The organism is Rhizobium ruizarguesonis (assembly GCF_012349115.1).
GTDB lineage: Bacteria > Pseudomonadota > Alphaproteobacteria > Rhizobiales > Rhizobiaceae > Rhizobium > Rhizobium ruizarguesonis.
In genome coordinates this window covers 1-23606 of sequence record NZ_PQIG01000116.1, presented here as the reverse complement: position 1 = coordinate 23606, position 23606 = coordinate 1, and the positions used below count along the sequence as shown (strand labels likewise).

23 protein-coding genes are annotated in these 23606 nt (G+C 61.8%); 8 read left to right on the top strand and 15 right to left on the bottom strand.

Features of this window, described 5'->3' with window-relative positions:
* Window positions 1–167 precede the first annotated feature (167 nt).
* The 8 genes from C3Y91_RS31790 to C3Y91_RS31755 all read right to left on the bottom strand — a co-directional run bounded on the left by C3Y91_RS31790 (window position 168) and on the right by C3Y91_RS31755 (window position 9046).
* A complete protein-coding gene (locus tag C3Y91_RS31790) occupies window positions 168–545 on the bottom strand; it encodes a hypothetical protein (protein WP_130687540.1) in 378 nt (125 codons plus the stop codon).
* 326 nt (window positions 546–871) lie between these two features.
* Window positions 872–1891: a zinc-binding alcohol dehydrogenase family protein gene (locus C3Y91_RS31785; protein ID WP_130687542.1), complete on the bottom strand. Its 1020-nt coding sequence runs from the start codon at window positions 1889–1891 to the stop codon at window positions 872–874.
* Window positions 1892–2141: 250 nt separating this feature from the next.
* The gene (locus tag C3Y91_RS31780; RefSeq protein WP_018072373.1) at window positions 2142–3116 is read right to left on the bottom strand and encodes an ABC transporter permease; all 975 of its coding nucleotides are present in this window, start codon (window positions 3114–3116) and stop codon (window positions 2142–2144) included.
* 27 nt (window positions 3117–3143) lie between these two features.
* A complete protein-coding gene (locus C3Y91_RS31775; protein WP_018072374.1) occupies window positions 3144–4697 on the bottom strand; it encodes a sugar ABC transporter ATP-binding protein in 1554 nt (517 codons plus the stop codon).
* Window positions 4698–4805: 108 nt separating this feature from the next.
* A complete protein-coding gene (locus tag C3Y91_RS31770) occupies window positions 4806–5795 on the bottom strand; it encodes an ABC transporter substrate-binding protein (RefSeq protein WP_018072375.1) in 990 nt (329 codons plus the stop codon).
* Between the two features lie 208 nt (window positions 5796–6003).
* On the bottom strand, window positions 6004–6450 hold the full coding sequence (locus C3Y91_RS31765; RefSeq protein ID WP_018072376.1) for an RbsD/FucU family protein: 447 nt from the start codon (window positions 6448–6450) through the stop codon (window positions 6004–6006).
* 9 nt (window positions 6451–6459) lie between these two features.
* Complete coding sequence (locus C3Y91_RS31760) at window positions 6460–7479, bottom strand: aldo/keto reductase (RefSeq protein ID WP_130687544.1); 1020 nt, start codon at window positions 7477–7479, stop codon at window positions 6460–6462.
* A 64-nt stretch (window positions 7480–7543) separates the two neighbouring features.
* The gene (locus C3Y91_RS31755) at window positions 7544–9046 is read right to left on the bottom strand and encodes a UxaA family hydrolase (protein WP_018072378.1); all 1503 of its coding nucleotides are present in this window, start codon (window positions 9044–9046) and stop codon (window positions 7544–7546) included.
* A 226-nt stretch (window positions 9047–9272) separates the two neighbouring features.
* On the opposite strand from C3Y91_RS31755, the gene C3Y91_RS31750 reads away from it, so the two are divergent.
* Window positions 9273–10172 (top strand): GntR family transcriptional regulator, encoded by a 900-nt coding sequence (locus C3Y91_RS31750; protein WP_018496522.1) that lies wholly within the window; start codon window positions 9273–9275, stop codon window positions 10170–10172.
* Between the two features lie 65 nt (window positions 10173–10237).
* Here the strand turns inward: C3Y91_RS31750 and C3Y91_RS31745 are convergent, their stop codons facing one another.
* The gene (locus C3Y91_RS31745) at window positions 10238–10714 is read right to left on the bottom strand and encodes a nucleoside deaminase (RefSeq protein WP_130687546.1); all 477 of its coding nucleotides are present in this window, start codon (window positions 10712–10714) and stop codon (window positions 10238–10240) included.
* A 265-nt stretch (window positions 10715–10979) separates the two neighbouring features.
* On the opposite strand from C3Y91_RS31745, the gene C3Y91_RS31740 reads away from it, so the two are divergent.
* A complete protein-coding gene (locus C3Y91_RS31740; protein WP_130687548.1) occupies window positions 10980–12989 on the top strand; it encodes an ABC transporter ATP-binding protein/permease in 2010 nt (669 codons plus the stop codon).
* A 116-nt stretch (window positions 12990–13105) separates the two neighbouring features.
* Window positions 13106–14512: an adenylate/guanylate cyclase domain-containing protein gene (locus C3Y91_RS31735; RefSeq protein ID WP_024321075.1), complete on the top strand. Its 1407-nt coding sequence runs from the start codon at window positions 13106–13108 to the stop codon at window positions 14510–14512.
* A 133-nt stretch (window positions 14513–14645) separates the two neighbouring features.
* On the opposite strand, the gene C3Y91_RS31730 is transcribed toward C3Y91_RS31735, so the two are convergent.
* Both C3Y91_RS31730 and C3Y91_RS31725 read right to left on the bottom strand, forming a co-directional pair.
* Window positions 14646–15287, bottom strand: a complete 642-nt coding sequence (locus C3Y91_RS31730; RefSeq protein ID WP_168576226.1) for a hypothetical protein — start codon at window positions 15285–15287, stop codon at window positions 14646–14648.
* Between the two features lie 313 nt (window positions 15288–15600).
* Window positions 15601–16077: a MarR family winged helix-turn-helix transcriptional regulator gene (locus C3Y91_RS31725; protein WP_063828089.1), complete on the bottom strand. Its 477-nt coding sequence runs from the start codon at window positions 16075–16077 to the stop codon at window positions 15601–15603.
* A 58-nt stretch (window positions 16078–16135) separates the two neighbouring features.
* On the opposite strand from C3Y91_RS31725, the gene C3Y91_RS31720 reads away from it, so the two are divergent.
* A complete protein-coding gene (locus C3Y91_RS31720; protein WP_075226056.1) occupies window positions 16136–16555 on the top strand; it encodes a cupin domain-containing protein in 420 nt (139 codons plus the stop codon).
* Between the two features lie 79 nt (window positions 16556–16634).
* On the opposite strand, the gene C3Y91_RS31715 is transcribed toward C3Y91_RS31720, so the two are convergent.
* Together C3Y91_RS31715 and C3Y91_RS31710 are read right to left on the bottom strand one after the other, a co-directional pair.
* The gene (locus C3Y91_RS31715) at window positions 16635–17123 is read right to left on the bottom strand and encodes an SRPBCC family protein (protein ID WP_024321071.1); all 489 of its coding nucleotides are present in this window, start codon (window positions 17121–17123) and stop codon (window positions 16635–16637) included.
* Window positions 17098–17454 (bottom strand): ArsR/SmtB family transcription factor, encoded by a 357-nt coding sequence (locus tag C3Y91_RS31710; protein WP_018497242.1) that lies wholly within the window; start codon window positions 17452–17454, stop codon window positions 17098–17100. Before C3Y91_RS31710 ends, C3Y91_RS31715 begins: the two co-directional genes overlap by 26 nt.
* A 148-nt stretch (window positions 17455–17602) precedes the next feature.
* Here C3Y91_RS31710 and C3Y91_RS31705 point away from each other — a divergent pair, with 148 nt between their 5' ends.
* The 3 genes from C3Y91_RS31705 (at window position 17603) to C3Y91_RS31695 (ending at window position 19145) form a co-directional block, all read left to right on the top strand.
* A complete protein-coding gene (locus C3Y91_RS31705) occupies window positions 17603–18244 on the top strand; it encodes a dihydrofolate reductase family protein (RefSeq protein WP_024321070.1) in 642 nt (213 codons plus the stop codon).
* A gap of 66 nt (window positions 18245–18310) precedes the next feature.
* Window positions 18311–18673, top strand: coding sequence for an ArsR/SmtB family transcription factor (locus C3Y91_RS31700; protein WP_024321069.1), 363 nt, complete (start codon window positions 18311–18313; stop codon window positions 18671–18673).
* Complete coding sequence (locus C3Y91_RS31695; RefSeq protein ID WP_024321068.1) at window positions 18654–19145, top strand: SRPBCC family protein; 492 nt, start codon at window positions 18654–18656, stop codon at window positions 19143–19145. The genes C3Y91_RS31700 and C3Y91_RS31695 overlap by 20 nt, the downstream gene beginning before the upstream one ends.
* 152 nt (window positions 19146–19297) lie before the next feature.
* Here the strand turns inward: C3Y91_RS31695 and C3Y91_RS31690 are convergent, their stop codons facing one another.
* Both C3Y91_RS31690 and C3Y91_RS31685 read right to left on the bottom strand, forming a co-directional pair.
* A complete protein-coding gene (locus tag C3Y91_RS31690) occupies window positions 19298–20032 on the bottom strand; it encodes a phosphotransferase (RefSeq protein WP_024321067.1) in 735 nt (244 codons plus the stop codon).
* Between the two features lie 115 nt (window positions 20033–20147).
* Complete coding sequence (locus tag C3Y91_RS31685; RefSeq protein WP_168576227.1) at window positions 20148–22079, bottom strand: adenylate/guanylate cyclase domain-containing protein; 1932 nt, start codon at window positions 22077–22079, stop codon at window positions 20148–20150.
* A gap of 527 nt (window positions 22080–22606) precedes the next feature.
* Between C3Y91_RS31685 and C3Y91_RS31680 the strand changes: the two genes are divergently transcribed.
* Window positions 22607–23452 carry a class I SAM-dependent methyltransferase gene (locus C3Y91_RS31680; RefSeq protein ID WP_130680942.1) on the top strand — a complete coding sequence of 282 codons (846 nt, stop codon included), beginning with the start codon at window positions 22607–22609 and terminating at the stop codon, window positions 23450–23452.
* Window positions 23453–23606: the final 154 nt, after the last annotated feature.

The window sequence follows — 23606 nt, the reverse complement described above, 5'->3', positions numbered from 1 at the left end:
CCTTCTCCCCGCTGGGGAGAAGAGGGGATGCCGCGACCTCTCCGTTCCCCTCGTACCCCTCACGGGGCATGTCCCCTCTCCCCGTTTTTACGGGGGGTCCAAAGGACGGGTCGGGACGAGTGGCGCGAACCAGACACCCGGTTCTTGAACAGAGCCCAAGCGACCCATCACTCGCGGTCGTGCACGACGCCCATGATCTCACCCCTGCGCGATACGCTGACGAGGAGATCGTCCCCGTCTCGCCATGCCCTGATCAGATATCGTTCACCCACGTCCTTCACATCTCTGACGCGATAACCACGCCGTTCGAGGAGGCGAACCGCATCGTCCGGCCCGAAATTGTCCCGACCCGAGCGCCATCCGCTTCGCTGGTCGTGGTGGCGGTTCCATCGCTGCAGAAAATCCGTTTCCGTCTGGTTATCGTCAGGATCGGCATAGAACTGCGATCCCTGGCCTTCCTGGATGACCACCTGCGCGCGGGCCGGCATCACAAGCGGCATTGTCAGCGCAGCTGCCATTGCCAAGGAAGCAATTCGCATTTTCATCGCCCGACCCTTTCCATCACTCAATTGATGAACATCTGCCGAGTATCCGGCGGGCCCCACTTATGGACACTTCCGTTTTCGTCTGTGTGCTTTTTGATTGAGAAATGTTGCGCGAAATCGCGGGCGCCGGTTCGAGTCGGAACCGCGTTGTTGGCGGGCGCCCCGTCAGAACGTCTCGTGGAAAGACCACAGCGCTGCGCGCCTTTTCAGACGCGCAAAGGACGCTGTAACACTTTGAATTATGCGGTACGGGGCAACGGCTCCCGGCGGGATTTGCCGGAAGCGTTCAAGGCAATCGCGATACGACCTCGTACCTCGGGATTGCCCTAAGCACCGATGCGGATCACCGCCTTGATCAGGCCGTTCTTCTCATGCGCCCAGCGCGCGAGATCGCGCGGTGCATCGGCAAGCGTCGTGCGGTGGGTGATGAGTTTGTCCACCGGCACCAGCCCTTTGGCGATCGAATCCGCGACATGCTCGAAATCGACGCGGGTGGCGTTGCGGCTGCCGATCACCATCATCTCGCGCTTGTGGAATTCCGGATCGGAGAAGCGGATATCGTCCTTGACGACGCTGACCAGCACCAGTGCGCCGCCATGGGCAACGAAGGAGAAGGCCTTCTCCATCGAAGGGCCGTAACCCGTCGCATCGAAGACCACGTCGAAACCGTCGCCGTTGGTCTTGTCACGAACGGCGTCAGCCGTTTGCTCGTTGGCAATGATGCCGGAGGTGAAGCCGAAACGCTCGGATGCCATCTGCAGCCGCTCGGCGCTGGTATCGAGCAGTGTTACCTCATGGCCTGCGATGCGCGAGAAGATCGCTGCTCCAAGCCCGATCGGCCCGGCGCCGATGACGAGCGCCCGCGCTCCGGCACCGGTCATCGAGCGGCGGACCGCATGCGCGCCGATCGCCAGGAACTCGGTCGTCGCCGCCGCCTCGAGGCTTAAGCCCTTGGCGACATAGAGGTTGTCGGCCGGAACCGAAATCTCCTCGCAGAAGGCGCCGTCGGTATGGACGCCGAGCACCTTGATGTTGGTGCAGCAATTCGGCTTGCCCTGACGGCAGGCGATACATTGCCCGCAGGAGAGATAGGGATTGACGATAACAGGCGTGCCGACCGCGATAGTCACACCATCGCCGGCTTCCAGCACCGTTGCCGAGATCTCGTGCCCCATCACCCTGGGATATTCGAGGAAGGGATGCTTGCCCTCGAAGATGTGGTAGTCGGTGCCGCAGATGCCGACATGGCTGACGGCAAGCCGCACCCAGCCGGCGGCGGGAGCCGCTGGCGAAGGACGCTCGACGATATCGAGCACGCCGGGCTCCCGGCAAAGAACTGCTTTCATGACGGGTCTCACATTCTTCGAAAGGAGGAAGCCGGTTTGTCTGGCCGGCTCGCGCCGATGTGGCGCCGTATCGAAAACATCTGCCCCTCACCCTAGCCCTCTCCCCGTAAAAAACGGGGAGAGGGGACGTGCCAATCGGGATGCTGGCGAGGGACGGAGAGGTTTGCGGCATATCCCCTTCTCCCCGTCAAAACGGGGAGAAGGTGGCGGCAGCCGGATGAGGGGCCGGCGGCGATCACTTGCTTGCCTCTCAATTGCTCCGGCGGCGGCGCAGCTGGTCGAAGAACACGATCACGATGATCAGCAGACCGGTAATGATGCGCTGCCAGAAGGAGTTGACGTTCAGAAGGTTCGCGCCGTTGTTGATGGTGGCGAGAATGAAGGCGCCGATCAGCGGGCCGTGCACCGAGCCGACCGCGCCGAACAGGCTGGTGCCGCCGATGACGGAGGAGGCGATCGCCTGAAGTTCCCAGCCGTCGGCCTGCGTCGCATTGCCGATGGCGATGCGCGAGGCAAGCAGCACGCCGACGAAGGCGGCGAAGGAGGCGGACAGGATATAGGCGAGGTAGATCATGCCCTTGACGTTGACGCCGGAAAGGCGCGCCGCCTCGGCGTTCGAACCGACCGCGAAGAGATAGCGGCCCCAACGGCTCAGATGCAGGAAGATGAAGGAGGGGACCGCCACCAGGATGACCATCCAGAACAGGCTCGGAATACTGAGCAGATCGGCGCGGGCGAAATTGCTGAAACCCTCATTGGTGATGTTGATCGTCGAACCGTTGGTAATCAGCAGGCCGATGCCGCGCAGCGATGTCAGGGTTGCCAGCGTGATGATGAACGGCGGCAGGCCCATATGGACGATGCCGAAGCCATGGAAGGCGCCGATCGCCACACCCATGAGCAGCGTCAGCGCGATCGCCCCCCAGACCGGCACGCCCGCCTGCAGCAGCCAGGCGATGATCACGGTGCAGAAGCCGACGATGGCGCCGACCGAAAGGTCGATGCCGGCGGTGATGATGACGAAGGTCTGGCCTAGTGCCAGGATCGCCGTCATCGCACCTTGACGCAGCAGGTTGGAGATATTGAGCGGCGTCCAGAAGCTCGGGGTAACGACGCCGAGCACGATCCAGAGGAAGATCAGCAGGCCGATCAGCGTCAGGCCGAACAGGATGTTCATTTTCCGGCGCGGCGGCGGCGCGATTATTTCGGTGGGGGTGGCAGTCATGAATTTTCTCCCTCTTATTCTTTTGGCTCAGACGCCGATCGCTTCGCTGAGCACTTCTTCATGCGTCGCCGCGTGATAATCATGGCTCGCGACGATTTTGCCGGCGCGGAAGACGTGCAGCCGGTCGGCCAGTTCGTAGACCTCGGGCAGATAGGAGGAGATCAGGATGATGCCGGCGCCGTCCTTCAGAAGCTTGGCGAACAGCCGGTAGATTTCCGCCTTGGTGCCGACGTCGACGCCGACTGTCGGCTCGTCGAAGATGAAAAGCCGGGCGCCATGGCTCAGCCACTTGCCGATAACGATCTTCTGCTGGTTGCCGCCCGACATGCTGGAGGCCGGAACGCGCCGGCTCGGCGTCTTGATGCTGAGATTGCGGATCTGCTGGTCGGCATTGGCCGATTCGCGCGTGTGATTGATCACCGGCCCGTGGCTCAGCCGCCCGAACACCGGCAGGTTGATGTTGAGGCCGATCGGCAGGTTGAGGCAAAGCCCCTGGTCGCGCCGGCTTTCCGGCGCCAGCGCAATGCCGAGCTCCATCGCCGTGCGTTCGTTGCGGATGTTGACAGGCTTGCCCATCCATTCGACATCGCCGGATGTCGTCGGCTGGCGGCCGTAGAGCCCGAGCGCGAATTCGCTGCGCCCGGCGCCGATCAGGCCGTAGAGGCCGACGATCTGTCCCGCCTTGACGCTGAGCGACACATCTTCGAAGCCCGGGCCGGAGAGGCCGTTGACCGTGAGGATCGTCTCGCCGATCGCAATCTTTTCCTTGTGGTAGATCTGTTCGATCGAGCGGTTGATCATCAGCGAGATCAGTTCGGCATCGTTGGTCTCGCCGATCAGGCGCGTGCCGACATGCGTGCCGTCGCGCAGCACGGAGACACGGTCGGCAAGCTCGAAGACTTCCTCCATGCGGTGGCTGATATAGACGATGGTGACGCCTTCGCCCTGCAGCCGGCGGATCAGCTTGAAGAGCTGCGCCGATTCCTGGCGGGTGAGATAGGCAGTCGGTTCGTCGAAGATCAGGAATTGCGTGCCGCGCATCGCTGCGCGCGCCGTGGCCACCAGCTGCTGCTGGCCGATGGTCAGCGAGCTCAACAGCGCACCGGCCGGCAGGCCGAAGCCGAGATCGTCGAGCACGGCCTGCGCCATCTTCTCCATCTGCTTCTTGCGCATCAGGCCGAAGCGGTTGACTTCATCGCCGAGGAAGAGATTGGCGGCGACCGTCAGGTGCCGGCAGAGCACGACTTCCTGGTGCACGGCGTTGATGCCGCGGGCGATCGCCTCGTTCGGCGTCGCCAGCCCCACCGGCTGGCCGCACCACAGCACTTCGCCGGCGGTGCGGGTGATGACGCCGGTCAGCAATTTGATGAGGGTGGATTTGCCGGCGCCGTTTTCACCGACGATGGCGTGGATTTCGCCGGCGAGAAAGGTCAGCGTCGCTGGCTTCAGCGCCTGCACATGACCGTAATTCTTCTGCAGGCCCTTGAGTTCGAGGATAGGCGATCCGGCGGGAATTCGATTGGCTTCTTTCAGCGTCGCACTGTCATCATGGCGATGACTGACCTCTTCCAGTCCGATCATGGGACCTCTCCTCCTTGTGTCGCGTCTGCTCTCCATCCCCCGCAAAACATAGCACGGATGGAAAAAGCCGCGCCGGTTTTTGAAGCCGGCGCGGCTTGTCTGTCGTTATTACTTGATCTTCGGGTTCAGCAGCGCGTCGATCTTCGGGTCGGCCATATTAGCCTTGGTGACGAGGTTTGCACCGGTGTCGACATTCTCTTCGACCTTCTCGCCCTTGGAGACGGCAAGCGCGGTCTTCACGCCGTCATAACCCATGCGGTAGGGGTCCTGAACGACGAGGCCGGCAATCGCACCATCCTTGAGGAAGCCGACCGTCTTGTCGTCGCTGTCAAAGCCGATGACCTTGATCTTCTCGCCGAGCTTGTTTTCGGCAATCGCCTGGCCAACGCCCTGCGCCATGATCAGGTTCGAGGCGAAGATGCCGACGAGGTTCGGGTTTGCCGTGATCAGGTCGGTCATCATGTTGAGGCCGGTCGTTGCCTGGCCGTCGCCGTACTTGTCGGCAATGACCTTCAGGCCCGGATACTTGGTCTTCACCTGATCCAGGAAGCCTTCGCGGCGCTGTTCCAGCGAGCCGACGCCCGGAAGGTTGGTGAGGATGACGACTTCGCCCTCTTCCTTGCCGGTGGCGCCCTTGATGGCGGCAGCCAGACCGTCAGCGGCAATGCGGCCGCCCTGAACGTTGTCGGTCGTCAGGAACGACTTGAACGCCTTGGAGTCGGCGCCTGAGTCGATGCCGATGATCGGAACCGACTTGGCCGCTTCATCGATCGGCTTGCCGAGCGCCTTGAATTCGGTCGGCGAAATGACGACAGCGGCCGGCTTGCCGGCAACGGCGTTCTCAAGAATGCTGATCTGGCCGTTGACGTCGGATTCGGCCTGAGCGCCGAGTTCCGGCACATTGACGCCGAGATCCTTGCCGGCCTTGCGGGCGCCGGCCAGAACGATCTGCCAGTAGAAGGACGTCGTGTCCTTGACGATGATCGGGATCGTCACGTCGGCTGCAAACGACGGCGCCGGCATCGCCGTGGCGATGACTGCGGCACCCGCAAGCGCGGTAAAGGCGCGGCGGGACAGAAGGGATTTCACGAAACTCATAAGGGTTCTCCTCTCAGGGTGCGTTCTCCTCCGAATAAATCGACCGCTGAACGCAGGCGGACGATTTTTATCGATAAAAAACATTTGCCAGGTGAAGCTAGCCGAGGCGCAATCAAATTGCAAGAGCGCCAAACAGGCTTTTTTTCTTCGGCAAACTCCCGCCAAGCAACTGATTTCATTCCAATACAACGATACCCTAAAATAGGGATCAGGCCATGTCGATCTCGTGCGGATGGACGACGCCCTTTTTCAAAATCAGGTTGCCGTACAGCCGGAATTCCGTCGTCGCGACGATGTAGGTGGCCTTGCGGGCCATCGCGTAAAACGCAAAACGCTCGACCGGCACGATGCGGAAATCGCCGGCGTGTTTGGAAACGATCTGCTGGAATTCGGTGCAGACCTCCGGCATCGCATCGGGATCGCCGACCACCTCCATCCGCCACGCCGCTTCCGGCACGAAGGTGTCGAGCGGCATGTGGGTCAGGATGGCCGCGGCCATGTCAGTGGCGCTGACGCCGTCGGCGCGAATGACCGGCGGGCCCATCGAGCCCGAGGGAAAATTGGCGTCCGATATGACGATGTCGTCGCCATGTCCCATGGTCTTCAGCGCATGAAGCAGGTCGGGGCCAAGCAGCGGATGAATACCCTTGAGCATAATCTCTCCTCAGACTCGCACAGCTTCGGCGCCGAGCGGCGGCGCGACCAGCGTATAGGGTTCGAATTCGGCATAGATCGCGTCGGCAAGCCGCGGCTCGACGATCTCCATGTTGCGCGTCAGGCTCGACGGCTTGGCCGTGCCGATCAGCACCGATGCGACGATCGCCTCGCGCAGCGGAAACTGCAGGGCGGGCGCTGCCAGCGGCACGCCGTGGCGTTTGGCGATCGCCTCCATCGCGCCGACTTTGGCAAGCACATCGTCATCAGCCGGCATATAGTCGAAATGCGAACCCGGTACCGGGCCGGTGGCGAGGATGCCGGAGTTGAAGACGCCGCCGACGACGAGCGACGTGCTCTTCTGCCGGCAAAGCGGCAGCAGTTCGGCGACGGCCGAGCGGTCGAGCAGCGTGTAGCGGCCGGCCATCAGGATGCAGTCGAGATCGGAATGGCGCATGACGTCGAGGCAGACCGGCACCTCGTTGACGCCGAGGCCGAAGGCGGAGATCGCGCCAGACGACTTCAGTTCCTCCAGCGCCTTCACGCCGGAATCGAGAAACTGCTTCTGGTGGACCGCATTCTTCGCCGCGCCATGCGTGTAGACGCCGAGATCGTGTACATAGAGAATATCGATGCGGTTGAGGCCGAGGCGGGCATAGCTGAACTCGACCGAGCGCATGATGCCGTCATAGGAATAGTCGTAATCGGCATCGAAGGAGAGCGGGTCGACATAGCTGTAATCAGGCACGGTGCCGGTCGGCACCGGCCGAAGCAGCCGGCCGACCTTGGTGGAAAGCACGTAACTGCCATCCGGCTGGTCGCGCAGAAAATCGCCGACCCGCCGTTCGGCAAGGCCGAGCCCATACCAGGGCGCCACGTCGAAATAGCGGATGCCGCTGTCCCAAGCTGCCTGCAGCGTGTCCATCGCCACCTCGCGCGGGCAGGCGCGGTAGAGGCCGCCGAGGGCGGCGGCACCGAAACTGATTTCGGTCACCTCCAGCTTGGTCTTGCCGATCCGTCTCGTCTTCATCACGCCTCCTCGCGAACAACTGCCTATTTAAAGAACTGACTATTTAAAGCGTCGCGCCCAGATGTCAGAGCGTTGCACCGAGATGCCACGGCACGAATTCATTGTCGCCGTAACCGAAGAGCTCGCTCTTGGTCTTCTTGCCCGAGGCCGTATCGACGATGAGATCGAAGATCTCGCGGCCCTTGCCGCTGATCGTGGCATCGCCGGTGGCGATCGTGCCGCAATCGATGTCCATATCCTCTTCCATCGAGGCATAGAGCGCCGAATTGCTGGAAAGCTTCAGCGACGGCGCCGGCCGACAGCCGAAGCAGCTGCCGCGGCCTGTGGTAAAGGCGATCATGTTTGCTCCGCCGGCCACCTGGCCGGTCGCCGAGACCGGATCGTAGCCGGGCGTGTCCATGAAGACGAGGCCGGGGGCCGTGACCCGCTCGGCATAACCATAGACCGCCGTCAGCGGTGAACGACCGCCCTTGGCGACGGCGCCGAGCGACTTTTCAAGGATGGTTGTGAGACCACCGCGTTTGTTGCCCGGTGACGGGTTGTTGTCGAGCGAGGCGCCGTGCAGGGCGACGTAATCTTCCCACCAGGCGATCTTGTCGTCGAGCTTCTTTGCCACCTCGTCGCTGACGGCGCGGCTGCGCAAAAGGTGCTCCGCACCATAGATTTCCGAGGTTTCCGACAGGATCGCCGTGCCGCCGGCCGCCGCCAGCAGATCGGCTGCGACACCCAGCGCCGGATTGGCGGTGATGCCGGAAAAGCCGTCCGAGCCGCCGCATTGTAGGCCGATGATGATCTCGCCGATCGACATCGGCACGCGCTTTTCCTTGCCGACATCGGCGGCGATTTCGCGCAGCATGCCCATGGCGCGCTCGACCGCGCGGCGCGAACCGCCGGCATCCTGAATGTTGAAATGCCGCTTCGAGGCGCCCGCACCACTCTGGCCGTAGAGCGTCAGCTGGTTGACCTCGCAGCCGAGGCCGATCATCAGCACACCGCCGAAATTCACGTGTCTGGTGTAGCCGGCCAGTGTCCGGTGCAGCACGTTCATGCCGTCGCCGGTCGAGCTCATGCCACAGCCCTGGTCGTGCACGATCGGCACGAAACCGTCGATGCCCTCGTAATGCGGCAGGATCGTCCGGTTCGCCTCGTCGGCGATCGCCCGGCAGACCGTGGTGGAACAGTTCACGCTGGCGATGATGCCGATATAGTTGCGAGTCGCCGCCCGCCCGTCGGCGCGGCGATAGCCCATGAAGGTACGCGCCTTGTCATCGACTGTGGCCGTTTCCGGCGCCGAATTGGCGGTCGCCGCCAGCCGGTCGTTTTCGAAATGCAGGTTGTGGCTGTGCACATGGTCGCCGGCCTTGACCTCGGCCGTCGTGCGGCCGATCGCCTGTCCGTATTTCACCACGGGTGACCCAAGCGGAATATCCGCAATCGCCACCTTGTGGCCGGGGTCGATCTTCTCACGGGTCTGAATGCCGGCAACCGTCGAACCTGGCGCGATTGCCGCCGTTGCGACCGCGACATTGTCGCCGGCCGAAAGGATGATCCAAGGCAGTTTGTCCAATTTATTCTCCCTGGGAAACGCTCGCTGCATCGGCGAAAGCGCATTGATTTTGTTTTTTATCTACAATAAACATTTTCAAGTCAACGGGAATATTGATCCTGTGGACGAGGGAGGCAATGAGCCGCAGGCGACCGGAATCAAGCTAAAGGTCGTTTGAACAAGCCCCAATCTGTTCTGCCCTGCTTTGAAGCGGCACGACGGTCACGAGGGCGGAAAGCGGGGTCTGGTGGCAAGGCAGAATACGGTCTTCAAGGAAGCCTACAACAGGTATGCCGTAGCCCTGCGCACGGATACCGCACTGCCGTCGGAGCCGGAGATCGCCGCCCAGCTCGGCGTCAGCCGCTCGACGGCGCGGGCCATCCTGACGCGGCTGAGCGAAGAAGGCATCATCCGCTGGAACAAGCGCCAGAAGATCGTGCTGCGCCAACCCACAGACCATGACCTCTTTCCCTCCGAAGAAACCGACTCCCTGCATGATATCATCGAGCGCAGCTTCATGCAGCGCATCCTTGCCGATGATGCCGCACCCGGCATGCAGATCAACGAGCTGGAGCTTGCCCGCGAGATCGGCACCGGCACCACCAGCGTGCGCGAATTCCTGATCCGCTTCTCCCGTTTCGGCCTCATCGAGAAACGGCCGAACAGCCACTGGACGCTCAAAGGGTTCACCCGCGAATTCGCGCTCGAGCTTGCCGATGTGCGCGAGATGTTCGAGCTGCATTCCGCAGCCGAATTCGGCCGGCTTCCAAGGGATAATCAGAGCTGGGCCGATCTTGCCGCCATCCGCGACGAACATCACGCCATGCTTGATGACATCAACCAGCGCTTCAAGGATTTCTCCGTCCTCGACGAGCGCTTCCACTTGCTGATCCACCGCGCCTCGAAAAACCGCTTCATCGCCGATTTCTACGATGCGATCGCCATCGTCTTCCACTATCACTACCAGTGGAACAAGACCGCCGCCCGCCAGCGCAACGAGCGCGCCATCCACGAACATCTGGATTATATCGCAGCGCTGGAATCCGGCGACCAGGCCGCGATCGACGCCGCCTGCCGCGCGCATCTGCACTCCGCCCGCCAGACCCTGCTGCAATCCCTGCCGCAAATCGCCACCGAAACCGCCTGATCGGATGAGAGCAGCTCCGGGCACCGCCTCGGTGTGCCCGCCAGCGGCATTTCGGACGAAAGAGGCTATGCCTTGCCCAGATGCTTCGGCCAGAATTCCTGATGGACTGCGGCGGCTTCGTCTTCGAGGTTCGGGTCCGGGCCAACCACAGTGACGATGCGTGCGCCGGTTTGCAACACCGCCCGGCTCGGCACGTTCAACCCGATCCCGGCGATCTCGCCAAGCCGCGTTTCGGAGCACGCAAACACCATACGCCCGATGCCCGACCAGTAAATCGCCCCGGAGCACATCGCGCACGGCTCCGTGCTGGTGTAGAGCGTGCAGTCAGCGAGAAAAGCAGTGTCGTAGTGTTGCGCCGCCAGTTTGACCAGGTTCATCTCGGCGTGGTTCGTCATATCGTGGCCGGTGAAGACGCTGTTTTCGGCGCGCAGGATGACTTCGCCGTCCTTCACCAGCAGCGAGCCAAACGGTTCGTCGCCGTTTTCCGCCGCGGATTTCGAGAGCGCAATCGCCTCGCGCAAAAACGGCTCGTGGTTTTCCATCAGGATTTCCCCAGACACTAGAGCGGGATGATCTTGTCTTGAATCGAAGGGATTTCCAAGGGGTGCAAATCAGATTCAAAATGCTGGCTGGGGGAAGGGGGCCGCACCCTCTCCGTTTCCCGCCCACCTCTCGCAGGGCACGTCCCCTCTCTCCGTTTTTTTGGGGGGGGGGGGGGGGAGGGTTAGAGTGAGGGGCAGATGTTTTCGATAGGACGGGATGGCAGCCCTCATGAAACATTTCGACGTGTAAGCCGTTATCGCGCTTATGGCCGACGCTAAACGCAATCCGACATCGGTCGACGGCACCGACGAACCGCACGGTGCCGACAAGACGCGCCAAGAGAGGGCATCGACTGTTGAGGTCGGGCCGCCGCCCAATATCATTGAACCCGATCCGGAGTTGACGCCTGAGGAGGCCGAGGAGGCGCGCAAGCGGTATCTGCTCAAGCGTTTCTGGATCAGCGCGCGCCGTTACTGGGGCAGCAGTGGCGACAAGTTGGCTTGGCCCTTCTCGATCGGGCTGTTGGCGATGATCTGCATGAATGTCGGCTTCCAGTATGGGATCAATCGCTGGAACCGGGGGATCTTCGACGCCATAGAGCGACACGATGCCGGGACTGTCTTTTACCTCAGCGGCGTGTTCGTGCCGCTCGTGCTCGGAAGCGTCATCCTGGTCACCGCACAAGTCTATGTTCGCATGATGATCCAGCGCCGGTGGCGTTCCTGGCTCGCGACCGCGGTCATCGCGCGCTGGCTTGCAAACGGCCGATATTATCAGTTGAACCTCATCGGCGGCGACCACAAGAACCCCGAGGCGCGCATCTCGGAGGATTTGCGGATTGCTACGGAAGCCCCTGTCGATTTCATCGCTGGTGTCATTTCCGCTTTCCTGTCGGCCTCGACCTTCATCGTGGTGCTGTGGACGATTGGCGGAGCCTTGACCCTGCCGATCGCAGGGTTGACCGTCACCATTCCCGGCTTTCTCGTCGTTACAGCGGTCCTCTATGCGGTGATCACCTCCAGCGTGATCGCGGTGATCGGCCGCCATTTTGTGCAGGTCTCCGAGGTCAAGAATCAGGTAGAGGCCGAATTTCGCTACACGCTGACGCATGTGCGGGAAAACGGCGAGAGCATCGCGCTTCTCGGCGGCGAGGAGGAGGAGCGCAATGACCTCGACAAGACCTTCGGCAACGTGCTGAGGCAATGGGCGCTGCTTGCCCGCCAGCACATGCGCACGACGTTTGTGTCGCATGGGTCGATGCTGATTGCGCCTGTCGTGCCACTCCTGCTTTGCGCACCAAAATTTCTCGAAGGCAGCATGTCGCTGGGTGAGGTCATGCAGGCAGCCTCTGCCTTCGCCATCGTCCAGACCGCCTTCGGATGGCTGGTTGATAACTATCCGCGTCTTGCCGACTGGAACGCCTGCGCGCGGCGCGTCGCTTCGCTGATGATGTCGCTCGACGGGCTGGAGCGTGCCGAACAGAGCGACTCGCTCGGACGCATCAAGCATGGTGAAACCGAAGGCGAGGCGATGCTCAGCCTCAACGATCTCGCCGTCTCGCTCGATGACGGAACCGCCGTGGTCACGGAAACCCGAGTGGAGATCGAACCCGGCGAGCGGGTGCTGGTATCAGGCGAATCCGGTTCGGGCAAGAGCACGCTCGTGCGGGCGATCTCAGGGCTTTGGCCGTGGGGTCACGGCAGCGTCGATTTCCACGCCGACAGACGGTTGTTCATGTTGCCGCAGCGGCCCTACATCCCCTCGGGCACGCTTCGCCGCGCCGTCGCCTATCCCAATGCTGCCGATGGCTGGACGCTGGATGAGATCAAGGCGGCGCTCGACAAGGTGGGGCTCGATTATCTCTGCGAGAAACTCGAGGAAGAGGCGCCATGGGATCAGACCTTGTCGGGAGGCGAAAAGCAGCGGCTCGCCTTTGCGCGCCTCCTCCTGCACAATCCCGATATCATCGTGCTCGATGAAGCAACGTCGGCTCTCGACGAGAAGAGCCAGGACAGGATGATGGAGATGGTGATCCGGGAATTGCCCAAAGTCACCATCGTCAGTGTCGGGCATCGCGCCGAGCTGGAAGCCTTCCATAGCCGCAAGATCACACTGGAGCGGCGCGAGGGCGGCGCAAAGCTCGTCAGCGATATCGACCTCGTTCCACGCAAGAGAAAACGAACCGTGCTTTCACGCCTCCTGGACCAGCGGCGCTCCCTGCCGAAAGGCGGCGAGAGTTCGAGCGAGGTCGCGCTGCCCGGGAATAAGAATTGAAGTCAGAAGATAGGCAAGCAAGCAGCGTCCCGGTGTCGAGATATCTATCCGGACGTTTGCGTGTTATAATTCCTCCGGACCGGCGTCTTCCGCCGTGGCACACAGAGACTTGTCGAATGAGCGAAGTGGACGTGCTTTTTGCAGCCCTGCGACAGGCGGCCGACCCGCAGACGGTCGAGTGCATCGAAAATCTGGTCATGCGCGGCTCGGACCGCGACCTCAACCGCATCAATGCGCTCGCCTTTGCCGATGCGCATGGTCTCGATCAAGAGAAAACCATCGCGGCATTTCTGCACGCCGCCCGCATCGGTGTGTTCGAGATGACCTGGAACGTGCTTTGCCCGGGATGCGGCGGCGTCCTCGACACCGGCGCGACGCTCAAGACCGTCGACCGGGACACCTATCATTGCGCGCTCTGCGCGGCCGGATACGAGCCGACCCTCGACGAGATGGTCGAGGTCACGTTCACGGTCAATCCGCGCGTGCGCAGGATTGCTGCCCACGATCCCGATCGGTTGCCGCCGTTCGAGTACTACCGCCAGATCTTTTTCAGCTCCGGGGTCGACCTGCCTGACGATCTCGAAGCGAGGTTTAAACGCATCCAGTTGGAGATGATCGAGCTGGATCCGGGCGAGAAGGCCTTCGTCTCGCTGCAGCTGCCGGCGCAATTCGTCATCATATTCGATCCGGTGACACACTCGGCGCAGTTCATCGATGTGCAGGGTGAGCCCACCGACGAACGTCAGACCCTCTCGATGGTCATCAGTCACGGCCATGCGCTGAACGAAACGGTGACCCTGCGTCCCGGCTTGCTGCGTCTGACGCTGGAGAACCACACCGATCGCAGGGTGGTGCCGAACGTCTGCATCGCAGGAGACGAGCTGCACGACATACTGGGCCGCAGGCGAGCTTTCCTGACAGCCCAGCGTCTGCTGACGAACCAGAGCTTCCGGGACATCTACCGGACCGACACGCTCGACATCGACCAGCGCCTCAAGATCACCAGCCTGACATTCCTCTTCACCGACTTGAGGGGCTCGACCGCGCTTTACGAGCGCGTCGGAGATCTTGCCGCTTTCGATCTGGTGCGGGCGCATTTCAGGGTCCTTCACGAGATCGTCGCCACAGAGGCCGGAGCTGTCGTCAAGACCATCGGCGACGCGGTGATGGCGACCTTCCCGAGCCCGGACCGGGCCGTCGCCGCCGCCCTCAGGATGCGTGAAGCGATGCTTGCGCTGAATGCCGAACGCGGCAGCGAGGATCTTCTCCTGAAGATCGGCATCCATGAGGGCCCATGCCTCGCCGTCAGCATGAACGACCGGCAGGACTATTTCGGCCAGACCGTCAACATCGCCTCGCGTGTCCAGGGCCTTGCCGAACCCCAGGTGATCCTGACGACGGAGGCGATCGTCGGCAATGCGCAGGTTTCGGAGATTCTGCGAGAGAGCGGCATCACATCCGCCTCCCGGATGGCGGAGCTGCAGGGCATCGGGAGGGAAGTGAGGATTTTTGCGTTGTCGTGAGGTTTTGTCCTTGTTGGCCGGGCCTCGAGGGTGCTCAGTCACGGTGCGTGGAGGAAACAACTGAGCGTGGGGTGAATTGCTGGCGGGCAGGGGGCTGGTGACTACGCTCGGCTCGGCGCGGTCATCTAAAAAGTCAGCCGCAGCTAAATTGCAGGCCTAAGCGCGGCTCGATGGAATTTCCCGCTGGAACGAATCTAACCTCGTTGCCGCGTCCTTGCCCGCCTGTCGCGACCAGCCCAAACTTCCCGAGGTATTTCAGGCCGGCATAATATCTTGACGGAGGTGGCGAGCTTGGAATGGCGCCGCTGGGATCATTTGCTCGGATGTATTCGAAAAGGCGGGGCGTTCCAGGATCGATATCCTCGTCAGCGGGATCCGATCCGAAGAACGACAGGCGTTCTGCAAGCGGAGTACGCTTCGGGATATTGCCTTTTTCACACGTGGTCCAATAAGCCCCTTGTTTCGGCTGAAAGAAATGGAGCCCATAGCCCGTTCCGAAATAGTATGTCTGTCCATCATCGCTGGCATAGACAACCATCCCGGAATTGTAGGGCTTTTTCCATATTTCAGTCCATTTGCTTGATGGCGACGACCAAAGTGCCCCGAACTTTCTAATGGTCCACCGCTCTTCCATGCCCCAGCCCCAAGCCATGCTGTAGGTCAATTCGTAGCCTGTAGGCTCAAGCCGAATTGTGGTCGACCGCGTCATTGCGACATGCCAGGCGGCGTAGACGAGGCAAACCATCCCGACAACAACAACGAAAGCGCGGCGCATCATTCTTCCCCAAACGCATGTCATGCGATTGCAATTTTTAGCTGCGATTTCTCGCCTCTGGAACTAATAATTTTCGGATGCCGGGTGGGCTCTATTGGCGCATTCCGGAAGTGAACGGCCTTCCACCTGTTCCCCCTTGCGGGCTGTTGGACCTTCTACCGACCGGAGAGGCAAGATGCCGGGCAGCTTTGCACCGGTCGCAGCGGCGAGCAGTGGGCCTAGCCACTAATTCCGGTAGACTTATATCGGCTAATATTCATGCGTTCAGGCTGGCTCACCTTCGGAGGTAAGGCTCTCGAACCGTGTTGAGTTTTCAGCGGTTTGCCGGTTCCTGTGCTTTGGTCGACAGCTGCCTCAACACATCGACGAAGTCATCGAAGCGCTCTTTTCCAACCTCTTTCGACCATTGCTCATGCAACTGCCGAAGACATGCGAAAATGGCTGCGACGACGTCATGTCCCCGTGGCGTCAGATAGACCAATCGGCGATCGCTGCCGTCGGCCGCGCGCCGCTCGACATAGCCCAGCTCTTCAAGCTGGCTGAGCAGGTAGTTCACAGCCTGTCGCGACATCCGCTTCTGACGCGCGAGCTCGGACGGTCTCATGCCATCCGGCAACGGAAACGAGAACACGGCAAAATGCGGCTCCTGGAAGTCGGTAAAGCCCGCCTCGTGAATGGCTTGCAGCATGCGGTCGCGCACATGCTGCCAGACAATGCGCAGCAGCGCGCCGAAGAAGGGCGGGCCGGGCAACGCGTCCGGAATTGAATGCGGGGGCAATGGGATTGACATGTATGTAAAGTCACTTTACGTTTCGATGTAAAGTTACTTTACATTGTGGGGACCTGAGATGGAAGCGGTACGAAACGATATTGTGCGGATCGAGCAACTCGAACTGCGTTTTCTCATCAGTGAAGCCGGCGCGACGGTGTTCGAATTCACGGTGCCGTCTCGGGCGCGCGTGCCGGCTCCGCACTGTCATCGGGATGCCGACGAATTCCTCTACGGTCTTGAAGGCGCGCTCACCGTCATCGTCGACGGGCAGACGCGCGAGATTCGCGCCGGCGACGCCATATTCATTCCGCGAGGCGCGGTGCACCATCACGAGAACCTGCATGACGGCACAGCCAAGGTCTTGGCGACCATCACGCCGGGTACAATTGGACGGCGTTATTTCGAGGAAATTGCCGAGGTGGTGAACGTGCCCGGTAAACCGAACCTCGCCAAGGCCAATGAGATCATGCTCCGCCACGGACTGGTCCCGGTCTGATTATTTCAGCTAGCAGCTCGATCTGCACGCCGCCTCGGCCATCGCCATCTGGTGCGAGCGGCACCGAGCCACCAAGGGCTCAGCCGTCCAGCCAGGCGGCGAGTCCATCCAGCGTCTGCAGCCCGTATTCCACCGCGCCGAAGCCGATGACCACCTGACGCCGCTTGGCGCTGGGGTGGAGCTGGCGCAAGGTCAGCACCGTCTTGCCGTCGGCCTGCTCATCGAAGGTCACTGTGGCGCGGAAACGGTCGGGGTCGTCGGGGTCGGGCGTGCCATAGTCCATGACGATCCGCTCGTTCGGCACGATCTCCAGAAAGCGCATGAGGTTCGGGAAGCGCTGCTGCTTGCCCTCGAACACGCCCACCATGTCGAACCGCCAGACCCCACCCTCGCGGATATCGGCTTCGTGGGTCTCGATGCTGAGACCGGCCGGGCCGTACCATTCGCCAAGCGCCTTGGGGTCCATCCAGGCGGCAAAGACCTTGTCGCGTGGGTGGTCGAGCAGCTTCACCAGCACGATTTCGCGGTCGAGCGACCATGTCTCAAACAGGTTTGCCATGTCCTTCATCGTCCTCTTCGGTTTTGTCCAGGTAGACTTCCAGGCGATCCAACCGCTCGGTCCAGCGCCGGCGCTCCGATACCATCCAGTCCGCCGCCTCGTCGAAGCGCGCCTCCACCAGCCGGCACCAGCGGCTGCGCCCGCGCTTCTCGCTGGCGATCAGTCCGCAATCTTCCAGCACCTTGAGATGCTGGGCGAAGGAGGGCAGCGCCATGTCGAAAGGCTCGGCAAGCGCGCTGACCGGCAACTCGCCCTCAACCAGCCGCGACACCACAGCACGGCGGGTCGGGTCGCTGAGAGCGTGAAAGGCGAGGTCGAGGGGGGTCGAATGGTAAGGCATATCAATCCGTAAATTGGTCGGTGGCGGCGGTCAAGGATAAAAAGGTACTTGCCTTAGTATCGGGCTCGAAATATGAAGGTAGTTGCCTTAGTGTTTGGCCCCGAATGCAGGGGCCGCTGTGGTGCAACACCTTTCAAGGAGGACTCCAATGGTAGTTCGTGTCGATCTCATGATCTCGCTCGATGGTTTCGCTACAACGACGGACCAGACGCCCGAAACCCCGTTCGGCGAGGACTGGCCGCGTCTCGTCGGCGCATATGCGGCAACGCGAACGTTCCGTGAGCGCGTGCTCAAGGATACGACGGGAGCGGGAACCACAGGTCTCGACGACGAATATGCGAAGGAATATTTCGAGAATGTGGGCGCCGAGATCATGGGCGCCGGCATGTTCGGACTGCACAACTTTCCCGACGATCCGAACTGGCGCGGCTGGTGGGGCGACGAGCCACCGTTCGGGTGCCCGGTCTTCGTCCTCACCCACAAGCCACGGCCTTCCATCGAGATGGCCGGCGGGACGACTTTCCACTTCCTCAATACCACCCCTGTTGATGCGCTCCAGCAGGCCGTGAGGGTCGCAAACGGCAAGGATGTCAGGATAGGCGGTGGTCCTACCGTCGTTCGCGACTATCTCAAAGCCGGCCTCGTCGACCGCCTTCACGTGGCGATCACGCCGATTTTGCTCGGGCGCGGCATCCGCCTATGGGACGATTTGCGCGGCTTGGAAGCCGGCTGCACAATCAAGGCAGAAACGTCACCGAGCGGCACCGTCCACCTGACTTTCCAACGCTAGCCGCTAGCCTGAGACCGATCTCGGCCTCTTGCATGACGCCGATCTGCGTGCTAGACACTGAACCAGATGGTTCAGTTTTCGACAGCCCGCCTTGATGCCTCCTTCGCCGCGCTCTCGGACGCCACGCGACGTGGCGTTCTGGAGCAGCTCGGACGTGCGGATGCTTCGATCACGGAGCTTGCAGAGACGTTTCACATGACCCTCACGGGCATGAAGAAGCACGTCAGCCTCTTGGAACAGGCGGGGCTGGTGACGACGGAGAAGGTCGGCCGTGTGCGGACCTGCAGGCTCGGCCTGCGCGGGTTCGAGGAAGAGGCGGCCTGGATCGAAGCGCGCCGCCAGATCTGGAACGCACGCTTCGACGCGCTGGATGACGTCGTCGAGGCCCTGAAACGGAAGGAGAAAATCGATGGGAGACAGAGCGAGTAACGGCCGCACGGTGGTCGAACGGAGGTCGGAGCGCGAACTCGTGGTGACGCGCACCTTCAACGGCCCGGTTCGCCTCGTATTCGACGCGTGGACCAAGCCCGAATTGTTCAAGCTATGGTGGGCGCCGAAGTCGATGGGCGTGCCCTTACTTTCCTGCGAGATGGATGTTCGCACCGGGGGCAGTTATCGCATCACGTTCGGACACGACGCCTCGGATGCCATGGCCTTCTTCGGCAAATATCTCGACGTGTCGCCGCCTTCGCGCCTCGTCTGGACCAATGACGAAAGCGAGGGCGCCGCCGTCACCACGGTGACCTTCGAGGAAGAGGACGGCAGGACGCTGCTGGTCCTGCAGGAACTCTATCCCTCGAACGAAGCGCTCGACGAGGCTTTCGTCGGCATGGAAGACGCGATGCCCGAGCAGTTCGAGCAGTTGGATGAACTTCTCATCACGCTCAGCGCGAGCGAGTGACAGCTCAACTCAATCGGCCATGCCTCAAACAGAGAAGAAACAGGGAATTGGCGCAGCGTGACTACTTTCCTGAAGTCCGCTACCACACAATGTTCCGCTGGCGTTGGCGCAATTCACAGGTGGATGCCGCCCGTCGATCCGCCGGAAAGGCTCTAAACCGCTCGAACTTCGGCAAGCCGCCTGACTGCGTAATCGTCCTGCCAGCAGACGGCGGCTTCCCATGCGGCTGAGGCTTGCGCGGCGATGTCATACGCGCCGTCGTCGAGATCGGCAGCGTTGTCGGGCAGCACCAGGTCAAGGTCGGGGACGTCGACATGTGATTCATCCCAGTCGATCAACGCGACCCGATCTGCAGTCATGCGGACGTTGGCAGGGCTGTTGGGGTTGCCGTGGACAACGCATGTCTGACGCCCGATGAGCCGCGCCCACGCTGCCCGACATCGAATAACGGCCTCAGGCGGCATCGCGGCAAGGTTGATCCTCGTTCCGGTCTCAGTATGCAGGAGGTTGGTCGACGATCGCCAGCCCGGGCGCTGCGGCCAGCCCTGCGTCAGCCGATGCAGCTCGCGCAGCGTGTCGGCGACGCGACGCCAGTCGGCCTCCGTCTCGGGCGGTCCGCCCTCCATGTATTTCATCACCACCAAGCCGTTCACGAACAGCCGGCCGTCAGTCGTCGGGATCGGCACTGGAACGGTCATGCCTTCACGGTCGAGGTATTGGAGCAGCTCGGTTTCCCATTCGAGATCAGCGTCGCTCCTGGTGCCGAGACGAGCGACCACGATCTGCCCGTTTAAGCGAACGCTCCACACGTCGTTGGCAACTCCACCCGTGAGCCGTTCGATGCGAACTGCGTCTTCACCCCATTGCCCGAGTGCTTCCCATCCCATTGGCGATACCCTTGGAGGTCATGATCAAATGACGAAAGAAATAGAGAAAGTTTACGACGCCACAAAGGCCGCTGGCGGCGCGAAGCTGCCGTTGGTAGCAACCCGATCGCCTCATTCATTCCTGCATCCTCCGGCTTTCCCCAACCAGCTCCCATAAATCGACCTTCTCGGCGCGCCCCTTGACCTGCACCAGGCCAAGCGGGCGAAGCTCGAAGCGGTCGGCAACCGCATTGTGGATGGCGGCGCTGACCAGGATCGAGGTGTTGAATTCCTTGTTCAATCCTTCCAGCCGTGAGGCGACATTGATCGTGTCGCCCATGGCCGTGTACTGCTGCCTGGAAATCGCGCCGAAACTGCCGACGACCGCCGGGCCGGTGTGCAATCCAAATCGCGTGATGAGCGCGGGACGGCCATTCCGACGGTTGGCTTCGTTCAAGTCGTCGACCGCCGCTTTCATGGCAAGCGCGCATCGGCAGCCGTTTTCGGCATGTCCGACATCCGGAACGGGGGCGTTCCACATGACGAAAATGGAATCGCCGAGATATTGCACGACCGTGCCGCCATTGCGCTCGGCGATGGTGTTCAACAGTTCGAAATAGGCCGACAGCGTATCCACAACGTCTTCGGGCGAATGCTGCTCGGAGATGGTGGTGAAGTCGCGGATGTCGGTGAAGAGCACGGTCACATCCTGCCGCTGCGCCTTGACGACCGCTCGTCCTTCCGGGCTGACGATCCGCCGGACGACTTCACGCGGCACATAGAGGGCAAACTGGCTGATGGCATGACGGCTTGCCGCCAGCGCGCTCGCCAGCGTGTTGATCTCCGATATCCAGGAGTGCGAGACACCTTTCTCGCCGACGTCGAGATCGCCGATCCTGCGTGCCTCGTCCGCCAGCCGATAGAGAGAGCGGCTGACCATGCGCGACAGCAGCACCGAGGCAGCGACACCCGCGATCACGAAGGCGCTGGCAATCAGGAGATTGTGCAGGAGCAGCCGATTGGCCTCAGCCACCAGATCTTCCAGAGGCACGACGATTGCGGCGACGCTTCCCTTGAACAGACCGGACACGCCGACGGGGGCGATCTGCAGGATCTGGCGTTCGCCATCGAGATCGATCCGCGCCACGCCGCCATTGGCAAAGGCGGGATCGCGCCTGAGCCTCGCCACCGTTTCCAGGCTCGTGTCGTAACTGTCTGTCGTCGTATCGACGGCAACGGCGCCATCGGCATTTTTCGACCATATGCCGAGAAGCCTGTTCATGGTTGCCGGGTCGGAGTGGGCGATCAGATCATCGGCATCGTCGATGATGTAGGCGCGCGCCCGCGGCGAAATCTCCTGCGCGTCCAGCAGGCGACTGATGGTCTGCAGGTGAATGTTGATGCCGACGACCACCTGAGCATTGTCCCGCATGGGTGCTGCGATCGTCAGCGTCGGAACCTTGAGCGTTCCGGCGATATAGGGGCCGACAGACACCGGCACACCGTCCTGAACGACGGATTGATACCACGGGCGTTGCCGCGGATCGAAGGATGCATAGTCGAAGTCCCGCTCGCCGATCGGTCTTGCCTGGCTGTCGAGAAACCGCAGCGTCGAGATGACATCAGCACTTTGTCTCCCGGCGATCGTCCTGATCGCGAAAGCCGTACCGTCGGGTGCCGCCAGCGTCTGGCGAACATCCCGCCTTTCGGTGTTGATGACCTGCAGGTACGAACCGTCGGGGTAGCCGGTGTAGATGCTCGTCGCATTGGGGACGTTGCGCAGGATTTCCAGGAAGAATTGCTGCTTTGCCGCGATATCCTGCGGCGGCGGGGAGGCGAGCAGCGGCAGGGTCGATGCCAGTGCCACCGCCTCGGTGCCCCCCTGCAGCGTATTGCGGTATCCCTCGATCAGCCGCAGGCTCATCTCGCGCATCTGCTGCACGCCCGCGCTGACCGCAGCATTGCTTCCCTGTCTGAACGCCAGCCAGATGATCGGCGTCGACGTGCAAAGCAGCGATGCGACGACGAGGACGCCGAGGTGCAGTCTCAGGGGTTTGGACCAGCGCACGAGATATCCCTCGAAATGCGGACACATTTCAGCAGCCGTGCAGGAATGAGCGTCCCCAACGATGGCAGCTAACCGCTTTTTGAGGATTTACACAAGGCAGTCATGGGAGTGCCCCGGCGCTGTTGAGTTCGCTGGCTATGGTTGCTGCAGATGTTTGCTTGTGGCGGATATCGGATTCGCCGCGCCGCTTGCGCACAGCGGGGAGATGCGATCCGGCTGATGACTGGCGAGGCGGCTTGGCTCCCTCTTCTCCCCGCGGGGGAGAAGAGGACAGTGGTCGCGCTTTCGCCAAACTTTCTGCCGGGCAGGGGTGGGCGAGATCTGTGGTGAGGCGGATGATGGGCGTGCTGATCTCACAGGCAGCGGGGGGCTGGCGCCTCCTCTCGGCCCAAAGCTGCCGCTGGCTTCCGGCAAACGGGGCATTTGCCGCGCATTGGCGCTTATTTCCATTGAATCCCGCCATCAGCGGCCCATAGTGTCGGCATTCCCAGCTTTGCCGGTTGGGCGCATGGGGAGGAGGCGGGGGCATGTCAGCAAATCTCGACGATATCCGTAACCAGCAACGTGAGACCTGGGACAAGTTTTCGGCCGGCTGGAAGAAATGGGACAGCCTGGTTCTCGGTTGGCTCGCGCCGTTTGGCGACGCCATGCTTCGGCGCGCCAATCTCTCCAACGGCTTCAGCGTGCTCGACATAGCCGCCGGCACTGGCGAACCCGGCCTGACGGCGGCCGCGGCAATCCCCGACGGTCAGGTTGTCGTCACCGATCTCTCGGAAAATATGCTGACTGCTGCCGCCGAAAATGCGGCCGGACGTGGCCTCAAGAACTTCAAGACTCAATTATGCGATGCGGGCGCGTTGCCGTTTGCCGATGCCAGTTTCGACGCCGTCCTATGCCGGTTCGGGTTCATGTTCTTCCCGGATATCGCTGCTGCCGCCAGGGAGATGGCGCGCGTGGCAAAGCCCGGTGCGCGCGTCTGCGCCGCAGTCTGGAGCGTGCCTCCCAAAAATCCATGGGCGACCACGGTCATGGGCACGATCGCCCGCCACGTGGACATGCCTCCGCCGCCGCCCGGCTCTCCGGGCCTGTTCCGCTGCGCGGGGGAGGGCATGATCGTCGAGACCTTCAGGGAGGCGGGTCTTCGCGATGTCGCCGAGGACGAGGTGTCGGCGATGATGGTGCACGATGCCCCGGAGCGCTACTGGGACTTCATGACCGAGATCGCTGCGCCTGTGGTCGCCGGACTATCCAGGGCCGACGCAGCAACACGGGAGAAAATCCGCAGCGAGGTCCTGGAGCTGGCGCTACAATCCGTCAGCGACGGCAAGGTTCACCTTCGCTCAACGGCAACTGTGATCACAGGCACGCGGTAGCCTGCTGCAGAATTCCTTGAATCAGAATCGTAGCGCCTTGTCGCGCGCCGCCGAGTCTCACGCATGTCGCGCAAAACTGTGCGGCGGTTTTGCGATAACGACATGCCTAAAAACAAAGACCTAAAGCGCAAGGAGCGAATCTGAAAGATTGCGC

Bases quoted from the DNA above. Each gene is read 5' to 3' on its own strand.
- C3Y91_RS31760 (WP_130687544.1), bottom strand. From the start codon at position 7,479: ATGAAGACGAGACGGATCGGCAAGACCAAGCTGGAGGTGACCGAAATC.
- C3Y91_RS31780 (WP_018072373.1), bottom strand. From the start codon at position 3,116: ATGACTGCCACCCCCACCGAAATAATCGCGCCGCCGCCGCGCCGGAAA.
- C3Y91_RS31765 (WP_018072376.1), bottom strand. From the start codon at position 6,450: ATGCTCAAGGGTATTCATCCGCTGCTTGGCCCCGACCTGCTTCATGCG.
- C3Y91_RS31735 (WP_024321075.1), top strand. From the start codon at position 13,106: ATGAGCGAAGTGGACGTGCTTTTTGCAGCCCTGCGACAGGCGGCCGAC.
- C3Y91_RS31700 (WP_024321069.1), top strand. From the start codon at position 18,311: ATGGTTCAGTTTTCGACAGCCCGCCTTGATGCCTCCTTCGCCGCGCTC.
- C3Y91_RS31740 (WP_130687548.1), top strand. From the start codon at position 10,980: ATGGCCGACGCTAAACGCAATCCGACATCGGTCGACGGCACCGACGAA.
- C3Y91_RS31725 (WP_063828089.1), bottom strand. From the start codon at position 16,077: ATGTCAATCCCATTGCCCCCGCATTCAATTCCGGACGCGTTGCCCGGC.
- C3Y91_RS31770 (WP_018072375.1), bottom strand. From the start codon at position 5,795: ATGAGTTTCGTGAAATCCCTTCTGTCCCGCCGCGCCTTTACCGCGCTT.
- C3Y91_RS31730 (WP_168576226.1), bottom strand. From the start codon at position 15,287: ATGCGCCGCGCTTTCGTTGTTGTTGTCGGGATGGTTTGCCTCGTCTAC.
- C3Y91_RS31785 (WP_130687542.1), bottom strand. From the start codon at position 1,891: ATGAAAGCAGTTCTTTGCCGGGAGCCCGGCGTGCTCGATATCGTCGAG.
- C3Y91_RS31705 (WP_024321070.1), top strand. From the start codon at position 17,603: ATGGTAGTTCGTGTCGATCTCATGATCTCGCTCGATGGTTTCGCTACA.
- C3Y91_RS31790 (WP_130687540.1), bottom strand. From the start codon at position 545: ATGAAAATGCGAATTGCTTCCTTGGCAATGGCAGCTGCGCTGACAATG.
- C3Y91_RS31690 (WP_024321067.1), bottom strand. From the start codon at position 20,032: ATGGGATGGGAAGCACTCGGGCAATGGGGTGAAGACGCAGTTCGCATC.
- C3Y91_RS31680 (WP_130680942.1), top strand. From the start codon at position 22,607: ATGTCAGCAAATCTCGACGATATCCGTAACCAGCAACGTGAGACCTGG.
- C3Y91_RS31710 (WP_018497242.1), bottom strand. From the start codon at position 17,454: ATGCCTTACCATTCGACCCCCCTCGACCTCGCCTTTCACGCTCTCAGC.
- C3Y91_RS31720 (WP_075226056.1), top strand. From the start codon at position 16,136: ATGGAAGCGGTACGAAACGATATTGTGCGGATCGAGCAACTCGAACTG.
- C3Y91_RS31695 (WP_024321068.1), top strand. From the start codon at position 18,654: ATGGGAGACAGAGCGAGTAACGGCCGCACGGTGGTCGAACGGAGGTCG.
- C3Y91_RS31745 (WP_130687546.1), bottom strand. From the start codon at position 10,714: ATGGAAAACCACGAGCCGTTTTTGCGCGAGGCGATTGCGCTCTCGAAA.
- C3Y91_RS31775 (WP_018072374.1), bottom strand. From the start codon at position 4,697: ATGATCGGACTGGAAGAGGTCAGTCATCGCCATGATGACAGTGCGACG.
- C3Y91_RS31715 (WP_024321071.1), bottom strand. From the start codon at position 17,123: ATGAAGGACATGGCAAACCTGTTTGAGACATGGTCGCTCGACCGCGAA.